The following is a 14,551-nucleotide window of genomic DNA, read 5'->3' as shown; positions in this document are numbered from 1 at the left end:
CGGGGCGTGTTCAGCCCTTCTTGACTTCCTTCACCTCGGCATCGACCACGTTGTCGTCGTCGGGCTTGCTGTTGGAGGAGGATGCCTGCTGGCCGCCCGATGCGTCGCCCGCACCGGCACCGGCCGCCGCCTGCGCGGCTTGCGCGTCGGCGTACATCTTCTCGCCCAGCTTCTGGCTGGCGGCCATCAGCGCGGTCGTCTTTTCCTCGATGGCGGCCTTGTCTTCGCCCTTGAGCACGTCTTCCAGGGCCTTCGCGGCCGAGGTGATCGCTTCCTTCTCGGCGGCGTCGAGCTTGTCGCCATGCTCGGCCAGGCTCTTGTTCACGCTGTGCACGGCGGCTTCGCCCTGGTTGCGCGCCTGGATTAGCTCCAGCTTCTTCTTGTCGTCGGCCGCGTTGAGCTCGGCGTCCTTCACCATCTTCTGGATTTCTTCTTCCGACAGGCCGGAGCTGGCCTTGATGGTGATCTTGTTTTCCTTGCCCGTGCCCTTGTCCTTGGCGCCCACATGCAGGATGCCGTTGGCGTCGATGTCGAACGACACCTCGATCTGCGGCGTGCCGCGCGCTGCGGGTGGAATGCCTTCGAGGTTGAACTCGCCCAGGGCCTTGTTGCCCGAGGCCATTTCGCGCTCGCCCTGGAACACCTTGATCGTCACGGCCGGCTGGTTGTCGTCGGCGGTCGAGAAGGTCTGTGCGAACTTCGTCGGGATCGTGGTGTTCTTGGTGATCATCTTGGTCATGACGCCGCCCAGGGTCTCGATACCCAGGGACAGGGGGGTCACGTCCAGCAGCAGCACGTCCTTGCGGTCACCCGAGAGCACCTGGCCCTGGATGGCGGCGCCCACGGCCACGGCTTCGTCGGGGTTCACGTCCTTGCGCGGTTCCTTGCCGAAGAATTCCTTGACCTTCTCCTGCACCTTGGGCATGCGGGTCATGCCGCCGACCAGGATCACGTCGTGGATGTCGGAGACCGACACGCCAGCGTCCTTGATGGCCGTGCGGCAAGGGGCAATGGTGCGCTCGATCAGCTCTTCCACCAGGGCTTCCAGCTTGGCGCGGGTCAGCTTGATGTTCAGGTGCTTGGGGCCGGAGGCGTCTGCCGTGATGTAGGGCAGGTTGATGTCGGTCGCGGCCGAGTTGGACAGCTCGATCTTCGATTTTTCGGCGGCTTCCTTCAGGCGCTGCAGGGCCAGCACGTCCTTGGACAGGTCCACGCCCTGTTCCTTCTTGAACTCGCTGATGATGTAGTCGATGATGCGCTGGTCGAAGTCTTCGCCGCCCAGGAAGGTGTCGCCGTTGGTCGACAGCACTTCGAACTGCTTTTCGCCGTCCACGTCGGCGATTTCGATGATGGACACGTCGAACGTGCCGCCACCCAAGTCATACACGGCGATCTTGCGGTCGCCCTTTTCCTGCTTGTCCAGGCCGAAGGCCAGGGCGGCAGCGGTGGGTTCGTTGATGATGCGCTTGACGTCCAGGCCGGCGATGCGGCCGGCATCCTTGGTGGCCTGGCGCTGGGCGTCGTTGAAGTACGCGGGCACGGTGATGACGGCTTCCGTCACGGGCTCGCCCAGGTAGTCTTCGGCAGTCTTCTTCATCTTGCGCAGGATGTCGGCAGACACCTGCTGGGCCGACAGCTTGTTGCCGCGCACTTCGATCCAGGCGTCGCCGTTGTCGGCGGGCACGATCTTGTAGGGCATCAGGTCGATGTCCTTTTGCACTTCCTTCTCGGTGAACTTGCGGCCGATCAGGCGCTTCACGGCGTACAGCGTGTTGCGCGGGTTGGTCACGGCCTGGCGCTTGGCCGAGGCGCCGACGAGGATCTCGCCGTCTTCCTGGTAGGCCACGATGGAAGGCGTGGTGCGGGCGCCTTCGCTGTTTTCGATCACGCGGGTCGTGTTGCCCTCCATGATGGAAACGCAGCTGTTGGTGGTGCCCAGGTCAATACCGATGATTCTTCCCATGATGTTCTTCTCCGCGATGTTTGAGTGATTTGGATAACTAGTAACGTGTGGATAACTTGGCTGGCTTCAAGCCGTTATCCACCATTTATTTGGGGGCGGTGACGGTCACCAGCGCCGGGCGCAGCACGCGGTCGGCGATCTTGTAGCCCTTTTGCAGCACGGCCACCACGGTATTGGGCTCCTGCTCGACAGGCGCCACGCTGATGGCCTGGTGCTGGTGGGGGTCGAACTTCTCGCCGGCAGGCGGGTTGATGGCCAGCACCTTGTTGCGCTCCAGCGCCGAGGTCAGCTGGCGCAGGGTGGCGTCGGCGCCTTCGCGCAGCTGCTGGGGCGTGGCTTCCTTGATGCCCAGGGCGGCATCCAGGCTGTCGGCCACGGGCAGCAGGCTCTCGGCAAAGCTCTCGATGCCGAACTTGCGGGCCTTGGTGACTTCGTCTTCGGCGCGGCGGCGGGCGTTTTCGGCCTCGGCCTTGGCGCGCAGGAACTGGTCGGCCAGCTCGGCGCTCTTGGCCTTGAGCTCGGCCAGCTCGCCTTGCAGGCGCGCCAGCTCGTCAGAGGCATTGGCGGCCATGGCGGCTTCAATTTCTTCGGGGGAGGTAGCGTCTTGGGAGGTGGTTGGCTGGCTGTTGTCGGACATGTCTTGGTCTTCGTAAATAAAACAGTACGCGCACAAGGTTGGGCGTGTGTGTGGTATTTCAAGTTCGCGCGCAATGCTGGGGCATCTGCGGCGACCTGGGCGAGGGGATTGGCCGGGCGGCAAGCCTCTTGGAGCAGGGGTGAGTGTACAAGGTCGAAGATGCGGGCTATAATCTACGGCTTTGCCTTGCCACACCGCTTCTAGACGCAGCGGGTGGTTTCACCCAAAAGGAGTATGCATGCGTCATTACGAAATCATTTTGTTGATCCATCCGGATCAAAGCGAACAAGTTCCAGCCATGCTGGAGCGCTACAAGGGCATGATCACCGCTGGCGGTGGCAAGGTGCACCGCGTGGAAGACTGGGGCCGCCGTCAACTGGCGTACCTGATCAACAAGCTGGCCAAGGCCCACTACCTGTGCGTGAACATCGAAGCCGACCAGGCTGTGATGGCTGAACTGGAGCATGCCTTCAAGTTCAACGACGCTGTGCTGCGCCACCTGACGGTTCAGAAGAAGAAGGCCGACACCGGCCCATCTTCAATGATGAAGACCGTCGAGCGTGAAGAAGCCCGCAAGGCCAGCCAAGCGGAATACGCCGCTGCCGGCGAGCGCTGATCGTCCACAGCCCTCTCGGGAGTGGAGAACCGCGTCGTCTTGACGGCCTGTATCGCCGAGGCTGAGGCCCTGCGCTACACCCCCGCCGGTTTGCCTGCTGTTGCCCTGCGGCTCGAACACGAGTCCAGGCAAAACGAGGCAGGCGAGCCGCGGGACGTCAAGGCAGCCATGAAGGCCGTCGCATTCGGTGCGATGGCCGAGCGGCTTGCGAGGCAGCAGATTGGAAGTCGATGGACTTTCAGCGGCTTTCTCGCCACGCCGCGCAATGGCAGGAACGCTGTGCTCCACATCCAGGATATTCAACAAAATTAATTTTCCAAGGGGTCCGCAATGGCCACGTTCAAGAAGTTCAACAAAGACAAGCGCCCAAAGCGCAACACCCAGTCCCTGCTGTTCAAGCGCAAGCGCTTTTGCCGCTTCACGGTGACCGGTGTTGAAGAAATCGACTACAAGGATGTCGACACGCTGCGCGATTTCATCGCCGAAAACGGCAAGATCATCCCCGCGCGCCTGACCGGCACGCGCGCCATCTTCCAGCGCCAGCTGAACACCGCCATCAAGCGCGCCCGCTTCCTGGCCCTGGTGCCTTACAGCGACCAGCACAAGATCTAAGGAGCACAACCCATGCAAATCATTCTGCTCGACAAGGTTGTGAACCTCGGCAACCTGGGCGAAATCGTCAAGGTCAAGGACGGCTACGCTCGCAACTTCCTGATCCCTTCGGGCCGCGCACGCCGCGCCACCGAATCGGCCAAGGCTGATTTCGAAGCCAAGCGCGTCGAACTGGAAAAGGCTGCTGCCGCCAAGCTGGCGCAAGCCCAGGCCGAAGGCGAAAAGCTGGCCGGCACCACCGTCAAGCTGACCCAAAAGGCTGGCGTGGACGGCCGCCTGTTTGGTTCCGTGACCAACCAGGACATCGCCGAAGAGCTGAGCAAGCAAGGCTACAAGGTTGCCAAGGCCCAGGTTCGCCTGCCCAATGGCCCGATCAAGGTCGTCAGCGAAACCACGGTCAGCGTGGCTCTGCACACCGACGTGGTGGTGGAAGTCACCGTGTCGGTCTACGGCGAAACCGCCTGATCGCCAGCACGTAGTAACCTGCGTGACTTGCCGCGAAAGCCGCCCTCGGGCGGCTTTTGTCTTTTCGACCCCGCCATTTGTACAGGATTGCCCACCGGTAATCCACAGATTGCCCCAAGGTTTATCCCCGGTTGCCGCACTTGGCGGGTGGCCGGAATGCATCCATTCAGGCCCCTGCCCGGAGAAACCCCATGTCCGCTGTCTTCCCCCCGCTCGATGAACAGGGTTTCGTGCCGCCTTCCGGTTCCGGACAGGACCAGGAGATTGCCAAGCTGCGCACGCCACCGCACTCCATCGAGGCCGAGTCCAGCGTGCTCGGCGGCCTGCTGCTGGACAACAATGCCTGGGACCGGGTGGGCGACCTGCTGGTGGAGAGCCACTTCTACCGGCACGAGCACCAGATGATCTACTCGGCCATCGGTGCGCTGATCAATGGCAGCAAGCCAGCCGACGTGATCACCGTGTTCGAGCACCTGAAGAACCTGGGCAATGCCCAGGAAGCAGGCGGCCTGACCTACCTGAACAACCTGGCGCAGTACGTTCCGAGCGCGAGCAACATCCGCCGCTACGCGGAAATCGTGCGCGAGCGCGCCATTCTGCGCAAGCTGGTCACGGCCAGCGATGAAATCTCCACCAATGCCTTCAACCCCCAGGGCAAGACGGTGGAGCGCATCCTGGATGAAGCCGAGGCCAAGATCTTCGCCATCGGCGAAGAGGGTTCGCGCACCAAGCAAGGCTTCCAGTCGCTCGACAAGCTGGTGATCGACCTGCTCGACAAGGTGCAGGAGATGGCCGACAACCCGGTGGACGTGACCGGCGTGCCCACCGGCTTTGCCGACCTGGACCGCATGACCTCGGGCCTGCAGGCGGGTGACATGGTGGTGCTGGCAGCGCGCCCCTCCATGGGCAAGACCTCGTTTGCCGTGAACATCGCCGAGCACGTGGCGCTCAACGAGGGCCTGCCCGTCGCCATCTTCTCGATGGAAATGGGCGCCGCCCAGCTGGCCGTGCGTATCGTCGGCTCCATCGGCCGCGTGAACCAGGGCAACCTGCGCACCGGCAAGCTCACCGACGAAGAATGGCCGCGCCTGACCGAGGCCATCGAGCGGCTGCGCACCGTGTCGCTGCACATCGACGAAACGCCAGGGCTGACCCCCGGCGAGCTGCGTGCCAATGCGCGCCGGCTGGCGCGCCAGTGCGGCAAGCTGGGCCTGATCGTGGTCGACTACCTGCAGCTCATGAGCGGCTCGGGCGCCGGCAGTGCCGACAACCGCGCCACCGAGCTGGGCGAAATCTCCCGGGGCCTGAAGATGCTGGCCAAGGAGCTGCAGTGCCCGGTGATCGCGCTGTCGCAGCTCAACCGCTCGGTCGAGCAGCGCACCGACAAGCGCCCCATGATGTCCGATCTGCGCGAATCGGGCGCCATCGAGCAGGATGCCGACATCATCATGTTCATCTACCGCGACGACTACTACAACAAGGACAGCAAGGAGCCTAACGTGGCCGAGGTCATCATCGGCAAGCAGCGTAACGGCCCCACCGGCACCGTGAAGCTGTTCTTCCAGAAGAACCAGACCCGCTTCGAAAACCTCGCCATGGGCAGCGGTGGTGATGACTATTGACGCGCAAGGTTGAGGCGCCCCAATGCAAAAGGCCCCCGCCAATGGCGGGGGCCTTTTGCATTTTTAGCGCGGAATCAGTTTTTCAGTGTGTGCGGTATAGCCCGCGACGCATGAAACTGGCGCGGCCCAGACCAGTGCCCCCGTGCAAGGGCCGCCCCGCCGCACCGGGGGGCGTCCCCCTCCCGACTCGCGCAGCGAGTCGAGAGAGGGGTGAAGGCGCGAAGCGACTCAGGGGGTGCTCTATTTCTAGAGCACTTCGCTGGCAAAGTCCGCCAGGCGTGAGCGCTCACCCCGCGCCAGGGTGATGTGGCCGCTGTGCGGCCAGCCCTTGAAGCGGTCCACCGCATAGGTCAGGCCCGAGGAGCCTTCGGTCAGGTAGGGCGTGTCGATCTGCGCCAGATTGCCCATGCAGATGATCTTGGTGCCGGGGCCGGCACGGGTGATCAGCGTCTTCATCTGCTTGGGCGTCAGGTTCTGCGCTTCGTCGATGATCACGTACTTGTTCAGGAAGGTGCGCCCGCGCATGAAGTTCATGCTCTTGATCTTGATGCGGCTCCTGATCAGCTCATTCGTGGCGGCGCGCCCCCATTCGCCGGCATTGCCGCCATCGCCCTTGGCCAGGAATTCGAGGTTGTCGTCGAGCGCGCCCATCCAGGGCCCCATCTTCTCTTCTTCGGTGCCAGGCAGAAAGCCGATGTCTTCGCCCACGCTCACCGTGGCCCGGGTCATGATGATCTCGGTGTAGCGCCGGTCGTCCAGCACCTGGGTCAGGCCTGCGGCCAGGGCCAGCAGGGTCTTGCCGGTGCCGGCCGTGCCGGTCAGGGTCACGAAGTCGATCTCGGGGTCCATGAGCAGGTTCATGGCGTAGTTCTGCTCGCGGTTGCGCGTGGTCACGCCCCACACCGCATGCTTGGCCGAGCCATAGTCCTTGAGGGTCTGCAGCACCGCGGTCTTTTCGCGGATTTCGCTCACGCGCGCGAACAGGCTGGGCTCGCCAGGGGCCTCGAAGTACGCGAACTGGTTGATCATCAGCTGCGGCACGATGGGGCCGCCGATGCGGTAGTAGGTGTGCACCCCGCTCTGCCAGCTTTCCACGTTCTTGCCGCTCTTGACCCAGAAGTCCGGGGGCAGGGCCAGCACGCCGGAGTACAGCAGGTCGCCGTCTTCCAGGGTCTTGTCGTTCTGGTAGTCCTCGGCGTTCAGGCCCAGGGCGCGCGCCTTGACGCGCATGTTGATGTCCTTGGACACCAGCACCACCTCGCGCGGTGCGTGCAGCTTGCGCAATGCCTCCACCACGCCCAGGATCTGGTTGTCCGCTTTGCCCTGGGGCAGGCTGGTGGGCAGGCTGTAGTCCAGCGGTGCGGTCTGAAAGAACAGGTGGCCGCCGGCGGCACGCTGGCCTGTGGAGTCGAGCTTCAGGCCGTGGGCGATGTCGGCGCCGTGCACGCCGGCCAGTGCGTCCAGGGTGCGGCTGGTCTGGCGGCCGTTGCGGGCCACTTCGGTCATGCCCTTCTTGTGGCCGTCGAGCTCTTCCAGCACGATCATGGGCAGGAAGATGTCGTGCTCTTCGAAGCGGAACAGGCTGGTCGGGTCGTGCAGCAGCACGTTGGTGTCCAGCACGAACAGCTTGGACGGGCCGCTGGGGCGCGCGCGCTTGGTGCTGCCGCTGGTGCGGCTGGCTGGCGCTGCGGCGGCCGTGGGGGTGGCGGCAGTGCGTGCGGTCTTGCGGCCAGGCGGGGTGCTGCGTGCAGTGACAGGAGTGGGCGCCGGTGCGGGGGCTGCAACCGGCTCGCTGCGGCTGCGGCCTGCGGTCCGTTGTGGTTCGGTCGCTTGTGCCGTGGTGGGCACAGCCTGCAGCGCTGCGCGGGCGGCTGTCTTGCGGGCGGGTGCGCGCGCGGCGGCGGTGGATTCCACAGCTTCGGAGGCGGCAGGTTGCGGGGTGCGGCCGGGCTGGGCCGTCACGTCATAGGCTTCGGGCGAGAGCAGGGCAGCGCGTCGTGCGGGAGCGGGAGGAAGGGGCATGGTGTGCAGGGCCTCGGGCAGTGGGGTATTCAGAAAACAAAAAGCCGCCTGGAGGCCGAGGCGGCTTTTTTGGGGGAGGGAAGCGTTCCAGTTTCCAGGGGCATTGAACCATTATGCCTATTCCCCGAGGCGGTTCCCCGCAGTGCAGGGAGCGGCCATGGGTGGCCGGCGATCAGGCGGCCTTCTTCAGGGTCTTGATGCCCTTGACGGCCTTGAGGACTTCGTCCACGTGGCCGGGCACCTTCAGGCCGCGCCATTCCTGAACCAGCAGGCCATCGGGCCCGACCAGGAAGGTGCTGCGCTCGATGCCCTTGACCTTCTTGCCGTACATGATCTTGTTCTTGACCACGCCGAACATGTGGCACATCTTCTCTTCGGTGTCGGCGATCAGCTCGAACGGCAGTTCCAGCTTTTCCTTGAAGTCGTCGTGCGACTTCATGTTGTCGCGCGATACGCCGAACACGGCGGCGCCGGCCTTCACGAAGTCCTTGTACTTGTCGCGGAACTGCATGGCCTCCGTCGTACAGCCCGGGGTGTTGTCCTTGGGATAGAAGTACAGAACCAGAACTTGGCCAAGGTGCGAGGTGTTGGAGACCTTCAGTCCACCCGTTGCGTTGGCTTCAAATTCAGGGAGGGGTTTGTTGACAACGATCGCCATATCACTTCAATCTCTCAGGATGTAGTCGTTGATAAGCCAGGGGAGTGGGAGTGTTATTGCTTTTGGAAGGCCCCTGACCGCAACCGGAGATTTTACCCTGAAACGGACTCTTTCGCGAATCGCATTCTGTAACCAAAGTACACAGGCCGGAACCTGTTCAGTACCTTGGGTGTCTTCGGGCGCGCGATGGAGGGCATTTCAAGGCGCCGATTCAAGCAGCAGCGCGGCGACCACGTTGCGCCCCTCGCCCGCCAGGATGTTGTAGGTGCGGCAGGCGGCGGCCGTGTCCATGGTCTCCAGGCCCAGGCGACGCGCCATCAGTGGCTGCAGCCATGCAGGCGGCACAAAGCGGTTGCGCTGGCCACTGCCGAAGATGATGAGCTCGGTCTCGAGCTTCGCCAATTGTGCGAAATGCTCGGCCGTAAGGTCCTCGAAGCGCGCGCAGGGCCACGCCTGGCGCAGGCCGTCCGAGCCGACGATCACGCTGTGGGTGATCTTTTCGCCATCCACCCCGATCCACCCCGGGCCATACCCCGTGACGGTTTGTGCATTGGCTTTGTCCGGCTGGAATTTCATGGTGTTCGGTGGGTGCGCGCGGCGCGGGCCCCGGGGCCCGACTCGCAGGTGATCTGTGGTCAAATTATAGGTTTCGCCCAACCACTGGCCGCTTTGGCCGACCCTGGTGCGAACCGCACTTTGTCCACTGCACCTTCCTGCGCATGAAAACCGTCCAGAAATCCGCCAAGCTTGCCAACGTCTGCTACGACATCCGGGGCCCGATCATGGACGCGGCCAAGCAGATGGAGGAAGACGGCCACAAGATCATCAAGCTCAACATCGGCAACCTCGCGGTGTTCGGCTTCGATGCGCCCGAAGAGATCCAGCAGGACATGATCCGCAACCTGCCCAACTCGGCCGGTTATTCGGACAGCAAGGGCATCTTCGCGGCCCGCAAGGCCGTGATGCACGAGACGCAAAAGCAGGGCATCAAGGGCGTGGCCCTCGACGACATCTACCTGGGCAACGGCGCCAGCGAGCTGATCGTGATGGCCACCAACGCCCTGCTGGACAACGGCGACGAGCTGCTGCTTCCCTCGCCCGACTACCCGCTGTGGACGGCGGCGGCCAGCCTCTCGGGCGGCACGCCCGTGCACTACCTGTGCGAAGAGGCCAATGGCTGGATGCCCGACCTGGCCGACATCCGCGCCAAGATCACGCCGCGCACCAAGGGCATCGTGGTCATCAACCCGAACAACCCCACGGGCGCGCTGTACTCGGACGAGTTGCTGCGCGGCATCGTGGCCATCGCTCGCGAGCACGGCCTGGTGATCTTTGCCGACGAGGTCTACGACAAGGTGCTCTACGACGGCGCCACGCACACCGCCATCGGCTCGCTCAGCGAGGACGTGCTCACGCTCACCTTCAACTCGCTGTCCAAGAGCTACCGCTCCTGTGGCTACCGTGCGGGCTGGCTGGTGGTCTCGGGCGACAAGAAGCCGGCGCGCGACTACATCGAGGGCCTGAACATGCTCTCCAACATGCGCCTGTGCGCCAACGTGCCAGGGCAGTGGGCCATCCAGACCGCGCTGGGCGGCCACCAGAGCATCAACGAGCTGGTTGGCGATGGCGGGCGCCTGCGCAAGCAGCGCGACCTGGCCTACGAGCTGATCACCGCCATTCCTGGCGTCACCTGCGTCAAGCCGCGCGCCGCGCTGTACATGTTCCCGCGCCTGGACCCGGCCATCTACCCCATCCAGGACGACCAGCAGTTCTTCCTGGAGCTGCTGCAGGAAACCAAGGTCATGCTGGTGCAGGGCACGGGCTTCAACTGGGCCGCGCCCGACCACTTCCGCATCGTGTTCCTGCCCCACGAGGAGGACCTGCGCGATGCCATCGGCCGCGTGGCCCGCTTCCTGGAGCAATACCGCAAGCGCCAGCAGACCGCCGCCTGAGGCGCTCGGGCTGTTGACCGGAGATCCTTCCCCATGCGTGTCTGCCCTGCCCACCGTGACCTGGCACCCCTTGCGTGCGCGCTGGCACTGGTGTTGCCGGCAGCACAGGCGGCCGACAAGGAGCCGGTGGGCTTCACGCACAAGGACTGGGGCCTGCAGTGCGACAACACCCGAGCCTGCCGGGCCGTGGGCTACCAGGCCGAGGCCGGTGACTCGGAGCCGGTGTCCATCCGCCTGACCCGCGAGGCCGGGCCTGACGCCCCGGTGCTGGTGGACCTGCAGGTCTCGACCGAGAAGGCCACGCCGCCGTCGCTGAACCTCCAGGTGGGCAAGCTCTCGCTGTCCGGCCTTGCGGGAGAGATCCCCCGCGTTCCTGCAAGCCAGGTGGCGGCGTTGCTGCAGGAACTGCTGAAGAACGAGGAAGCCACCGTCACCGCCGGCAAGGACCGGTGGGTGCTGTCGCTCGCCGGTGCCAGCGCCGTGCTGCTGAAGATGGACGAGGCCCAGGGCCGCGTCGGCACGCCGGGCGCCCTGGTGCGGCGCGGCAACAAGGCCGAGGCATCGGTGCTGGGCCCGGTGCCTGCGCCGGTGCTCAACGCCATGCGGCCGCTGCCCGAGCGCAAGGCCGATGCCGCGCTGGCCAAGCCACTGCTCGCCGCCATCGACCGCAAGGACGTTAGCGAGCGCTGCAACGGCGATGCCCCCCAACCCGCCGACCTGCAGGTGCATCGCCTCACGGAGCGCAAGGTACTGCTGTCCATCCCCTGTGCCATGGGCGCCTACAATTTCGGTGGACTGCACTGGCTGGCCAACGACCGACCGCCCTACCAGCCGCAACTTCTCGACGCCGAAGGCGAATTCGATGCGGCAGACGGGTCGATCCGCTCCTCCATGAAGGGACGCGGCATCGGCGACTGCTGGTCCATGCAGGAATGGCATTTCGACGGCCGCGGCTTCGTGCTCACCGGCGAATCGGGCGACAGCCTGTGCCGCGGCTTTGCTGGCGGCGCCTGGCAATTGCCCGCCCGAACTTCCAAGGTGGTTCTGCCCACCAACCCCGTTTCCAGGAAACCCTGATTTTTATGACCATGAAACCCATCCAAGTAGGCCTGCTGGGCATCGGCACCGTCGGCAGCGGCGTGTTCAACGTGCTGCAGCGCAACCAGGAAGAAATCCGCCGCCGCGCGGGCCGCGGTATCGAGATCACCATGGTGGCCGATCTTGACGTGGAGCGTGCCCGGGCCGCAGTGGGTGCTGACATCCAGGTCGTCAACGACGCCCGCGCCATCATCGCCAACCCCGACATCGACATCGTCATCGAGCTCATCGGCGGCTACGGCATCGCACGTGCGCTGGTGCTCGAAGCCATCGCCGCCGGCAAGCATGTGGTCACCGCCAACAAGGCGCTCCTGGCCGTGCACGGCACCGAGATCTTCGCGGCCGCCTCGGCCAAGGGCGTGATGGTGGCCTTCGAGGCCGCCGTGGCCGGTGGCATCCCCATCATCAAGGCGCTGCGCGAAGGCCTCACGGCCAACCGCATCCAGTGGATCGCCGGCATCATCAACGGCACCACCAACTTCATCCTGTCCGAGATGCGCAGCAAGGGCCTCGATTTCGACGTGGTGCTCAAGGAAGCGCAGCGCCTGGGCTATGCCGAGGCCGACCCCACGTTCGACATCGAAGGCGTGGACGCCGCGCACAAGGTCACGCTGATGAGCGCCATCGCCTTCGGCATCCCGGTGCAGTTCGACAAGGCCTACGTCGAAGGCATCACCAAGCTCGGCGCGGCCGACATCAAGTACGCCGAGCAACTGGGCTACCGCATCAAGCTGCTGGGTATCACCAAGCGCGCGGACAAGGGCATCGAGCTGCGCGTGCACCCGAGCCTGGTGCCCTCCAAGCGCCTGATCGCCAACGTCGAAGGCGCCATGAACGCCGTGGTGGTGCAGGGCGATGCCGTGGGCACCACGCTGTACTACGGCAAGGGCGCGGGCAGCGAGCCCACCGCCAGCGCTGTGATTGCCGACCTGGTGGACATCGCCCGCCTGCACACGGCCGACCCCGAGCACCGCGTGCCGCACCTGGCCTTCCAGGCCAACACGCTGACCGATGCCATGGGCACGCTGCCGCTGCTGCCCATGAGCGAAGTGGTCACCAGCTACTACCTGCGCCTGCGCGTGGCCGACCAGGCCGGCGTGCTGGCCAAGGTCACCGGCCTGCTGGCCGAAGCCGGCATCAGCATCGACGCCATGCTGCAGCGAGAAGCCGACGAAGTGGGCGGAGAAGGCACTGGACCGGAGGGGACACGTAGCGTCCCGCAGACCGACCTCATCATCCTCACGCACGATACGCGCGAAGGCACCATGGACACCGTGCTGGCCCAGATGCAGGCCCTGCCCACCGTGCTGGCCCCGATCACGCGCATCCGCAAGGAAGAACTCAACTGACGCAGCCGGCACCTGCGTTGTGAACGCAGACGGGACACCACCATGAAATACCTCAGCACCCGCGGCCATGCAGACCGCAAGCAGTTCTGCGACATCCTGCTCGAAGGCCTGGCCCCCGATGGCGGCCTGTACCTGCCCGAGCACTACCCGCAGGTCGACGACGCCATGCTCACGCGCCTGCGCAAGGCCTACCACGAGCAGGGCTACGCCGAGCTGGCCTTCCAGATCCTGTCGCTGTACATCGACGACATCCCGGCCGCCGACCTGAAGGCGCTGTGCGAGAAGACGTACACGGCCGAGGTCTTCGGCACCGGCGAGATCGTGCCCCTGCGCCACCTGGAAAACAGCCTGTGGCTCGAAGCCCTGTCCAACGGCCCCACGCTGGCCTTCAAGGACATGGCCATGCAGCTCCTGGGCAACCTGTTCGAGTACGAACTGAACCGCCGCGGCGAGGAGCTCAACATCCTGGGCGCCACCAGCGGCGACACCGGCAGCGCGGCCGAGTACGCCATGCGCGGCAAGAAGGGCGTGCGCGTCTTCATGACCAGCCCGCACGGCCGCATGAGTGCCTTCCAGCAGGCGCAGATGTTCAGCCTGCAGGACGAGAACATCCACAACATCGCCATCGAAGGCGTGTTCGACGACTGCCAGGACATCGTCAAGGCCGTGAGCAACGACCTGCCCTTCAAACGCAAGTACAAGATCGGCACCGTCAACTCCATCAACTGGGCGCGCCTGCTGGCGCAGGTGGTCTACTACTTTGCCGGCTACGTGCAGGCCACCGAGCGCAACGACCAGCAGGTCAGCTTCACAGTGCCCAGCGGCAACTTCGGCAACATCTGCGCGGGCCATGTGGCGCGCTCCATGGGCCTGCCGATCGCCAAGCTGGTGCTGGCCACCAACGAGAACGACGTGCTCGACGAGTTCTTCCGCACCGGTGTGTACCGCGTGCGCAGCAGCGCCGACACGCATGAAACGTCCAGCCCATCGATGGACATCAGCAAGGCCAGCAATTTCGAGCGCTTCGTGTTCGACCTGCTGGGCCGCGACGGCGCACGCACCAAGGCCCTGTTCGGCGATGCGCTGGCCAAGGAGGGGAAATTCGACCTGAGCGCCGACCCGCTCTTTGCCGAGGCGGCCACCCGCTACGGCTTCGAGAGCGGCAAGAGCACGCATGCCGACCGCCTGGCCACCATCAGGGGCAACTTCCAGCGCCATGGCGTGACCATCGACACCCACACCGCCGACGGGGTGAAGGTGGCGCTGGAACACCACAGCGACCCGGCCGTGCCCATGATCGTGCTCGAGACGGCCCTGCCCATCAAGTTCGCCGAGACCATCGTCGAGGCCCTGGGCCATTCGCCCGAGCGGCCTGCGAAGTTCGCCGGCATCGAGGACCTGCCCAAGCGCGTGCAGGTGATGCCTGCCGACGTGCGCCTGGTGCAGGCCTACATCGAGCGCCACTGCCAGTGAGGGGCCGCCTGCCCAGCCGCGCCATGGCGCGCCGGGCAGGGGTTGTCATTCGGGGCGCCGAGGGTGGCGCCCCTTTCGCTCTTT

The 14,551-nt window shown here is 64.8% G+C and carries 14 protein-coding genes; 9 read left to right on the top strand and 5 right to left on the bottom strand.

Annotated features, from left to right (window positions below):
* Positions 1-10: 10 nt before the first annotated feature.
* Both dnaK and grpE read right to left on the bottom strand, forming a co-directional pair.
* The gene (gene dnaK, locus ACSQ3Y_RS26435; RefSeq protein WP_057202140.1) at positions 11-1,963 is read right to left on the bottom strand and encodes a molecular chaperone DnaK; all 1,953 of its coding nucleotides are present in this window, start codon (positions 1,961-1,963) and stop codon (positions 11-13) included.
* 85 nt (positions 1,964-2,048) lie between these two features.
* On the bottom strand, positions 2,049-2,600 hold the full coding sequence (gene grpE, locus ACSQ3Y_RS26430; protein WP_436179372.1) for a nucleotide exchange factor GrpE: 552 nt from the start codon (positions 2,598-2,600) through the stop codon (positions 2,049-2,051).
* A gap of 238 nt (positions 2,601-2,838) precedes the next feature.
* On the opposite strand from grpE, the gene rpsF reads away from it, so the two are divergent.
* The 5 genes from rpsF (at position 2,839) to dnaB (ending at position 5,915) form a co-directional block, all read left to right on the top strand.
* On the top strand, positions 2,839-3,216 hold the full coding sequence (gene rpsF / locus ACSQ3Y_RS26425; protein ID WP_057202142.1) for a 30S ribosomal protein S6: 378 nt from the start codon (positions 2,839-2,841) through the stop codon (positions 3,214-3,216).
* Positions 3,217-3,237: 21 nt separating this feature from the next.
* Complete coding sequence (priB, locus tag ACSQ3Y_RS26420) at positions 3,238-3,528, top strand: primosomal replication protein N (RefSeq protein ID WP_057202143.1); 291 nt, start codon at positions 3,238-3,240, stop codon at positions 3,526-3,528.
* Between the two features lie 18 nt (positions 3,529-3,546).
* Positions 3,547-3,828, top strand: coding sequence for a 30S ribosomal protein S18 (gene rpsR, locus ACSQ3Y_RS26415; RefSeq protein ID WP_005795932.1), 282 nt, complete (start codon positions 3,547-3,549; stop codon positions 3,826-3,828).
* Positions 3,829-3,840: 12 nt separating this feature from the next.
* Complete coding sequence (rplI, locus tag ACSQ3Y_RS26410; RefSeq protein WP_057202144.1) at positions 3,841-4,293, top strand: 50S ribosomal protein L9; 453 nt, start codon at positions 3,841-3,843, stop codon at positions 4,291-4,293.
* Positions 4,294-4,484: 191 nt separating this feature from the next.
* Positions 4,485-5,915 (top strand): replicative DNA helicase, encoded by a 1,431-nt coding sequence (gene dnaB, locus ACSQ3Y_RS26405; RefSeq protein ID WP_057202145.1) that lies wholly within the window; start codon positions 4,485-4,487, stop codon positions 5,913-5,915.
* A 246-nt stretch (positions 5,916-6,161) separates the two neighbouring features.
* Here dnaB and ACSQ3Y_RS26400 read toward each other — a convergent pair whose 3' ends face one another.
* From ACSQ3Y_RS26400 to ACSQ3Y_RS26390, 3 genes are all read right to left on the bottom strand, one after another.
* The gene (locus tag ACSQ3Y_RS26400; RefSeq protein ID WP_436179371.1) at positions 6,162-7,937 is read right to left on the bottom strand and encodes a PhoH family protein; all 1,776 of its coding nucleotides are present in this window, start codon (positions 7,935-7,937) and stop codon (positions 6,162-6,164) included.
* A gap of 172 nt (positions 7,938-8,109) precedes the next feature.
* Positions 8,110-8,595 carry a peroxiredoxin gene (locus ACSQ3Y_RS26395; RefSeq protein ID WP_057202147.1) on the bottom strand — a complete coding sequence of 162 codons (486 nt, stop codon included), beginning with the start codon at positions 8,593-8,595 and terminating at the stop codon, positions 8,110-8,112.
* A 198-nt stretch (positions 8,596-8,793) separates the two neighbouring features.
* Entirely contained in the window at positions 8,794-9,171 is a 378-nt protein-coding gene (locus ACSQ3Y_RS26390; protein ID WP_427999701.1) for an Mth938-like domain-containing protein, read from the bottom strand.
* 143 nt (positions 9,172-9,314) lie between these two features.
* Between ACSQ3Y_RS26390 and ACSQ3Y_RS26385 the strand changes: the two genes are divergently transcribed.
* From ACSQ3Y_RS26385 to thrC, 4 genes are read left to right on the top strand one after another with little or no spacing between them, the layout of a single operon-like run.
* Positions 9,315-10,547 carry a pyridoxal phosphate-dependent aminotransferase gene (locus ACSQ3Y_RS26385; protein ID WP_057202149.1) on the top strand — a complete coding sequence of 411 codons (1,233 nt, stop codon included), beginning with the start codon at positions 9,315-9,317 and terminating at the stop codon, positions 10,545-10,547.
* 33 nt (positions 10,548-10,580) lie between these two features.
* Entirely contained in the window at positions 10,581-11,624 is a 1,044-nt protein-coding gene (locus ACSQ3Y_RS26380; protein ID WP_057202150.1) for a DUF1176 domain-containing protein, read from the top strand.
* Positions 11,625-11,635: 11 nt separating this feature from the next.
* Complete coding sequence (locus tag ACSQ3Y_RS26375) at positions 11,636-12,994, top strand: homoserine dehydrogenase (RefSeq protein WP_057268500.1); 1,359 nt, start codon at positions 11,636-11,638, stop codon at positions 12,992-12,994.
* A 42-nt stretch (positions 12,995-13,036) separates the two neighbouring features.
* A complete protein-coding gene (gene thrC / locus ACSQ3Y_RS26370; protein ID WP_057202151.1) occupies positions 13,037-14,467 on the top strand; it encodes a threonine synthase in 1,431 nt (476 codons plus the stop codon).
* Positions 14,468-14,551 lie beyond the last annotated feature (84 nt).

This window comes from Acidovorax sp. LjRoot66 (genome assembly GCF_964253305.1).
Classification (GTDB): domain Bacteria; phylum Pseudomonadota; class Gammaproteobacteria; order Burkholderiales; family Burkholderiaceae_C; genus Acidovorax.
The sequence above is the reverse complement of the archived record's forward strand: the minus strand, read 5'-3'. Positions and strand labels throughout refer to the sequence as shown.

Coding starts and splice junctions, on each gene's coding strand:
- ACSQ3Y_RS26380 (WP_057202150.1), top strand. CDS start 10,581: ATGCGTGTCTGCCCTGCCCACCGTGACCTGGCACCCCTTGCGTGCGCG.
- rpsF (WP_057202142.1), top strand. CDS start 2,839: ATGCGTCATTACGAAATCATTTTGTTGATCCATCCGGATCAAAGCGAA.
- ACSQ3Y_RS26395 (WP_057202147.1), bottom strand. CDS start 8,595: ATGGCGATCGTTGTCAACAAACCCCTCCCTGAATTTGAAGCCAACGCA.
- ACSQ3Y_RS26385 (WP_057202149.1), top strand. CDS start 9,315: ATGAAAACCGTCCAGAAATCCGCCAAGCTTGCCAACGTCTGCTACGAC.
- ACSQ3Y_RS26390 (WP_427999701.1), bottom strand. CDS start 9,171: ATGAAATTCCAGCCGGACAAAGCCAATGCACAAACCGTCACGGGGTAT.
- ACSQ3Y_RS26400 (WP_436179371.1), bottom strand. CDS start 7,937: ATGCCCCTTCCTCCCGCTCCCGCACGACGCGCTGCCCTGCTCTCGCCC.
- ACSQ3Y_RS26375 (WP_057268500.1), top strand. CDS start 11,636: ATGAAACCCATCCAAGTAGGCCTGCTGGGCATCGGCACCGTCGGCAGC.
- rpsR (WP_005795932.1), top strand. CDS start 3,547: ATGGCCACGTTCAAGAAGTTCAACAAAGACAAGCGCCCAAAGCGCAAC.
- dnaB (WP_057202145.1), top strand. CDS start 4,485: ATGTCCGCTGTCTTCCCCCCGCTCGATGAACAGGGTTTCGTGCCGCCT.
- thrC (WP_057202151.1), top strand. CDS start 13,037: ATGAAATACCTCAGCACCCGCGGCCATGCAGACCGCAAGCAGTTCTGC.
- rplI (WP_057202144.1), top strand. CDS start 3,841: ATGCAAATCATTCTGCTCGACAAGGTTGTGAACCTCGGCAACCTGGGC.
- dnaK (WP_057202140.1), bottom strand. CDS start 1,963: ATGGGAAGAATCATCGGTATTGACCTGGGCACCACCAACAGCTGCGTT.
- grpE (WP_436179372.1), bottom strand. CDS start 2,600: ATGTCCGACAACAGCCAGCCAACCACCTCCCAAGACGCTACCTCCCCC.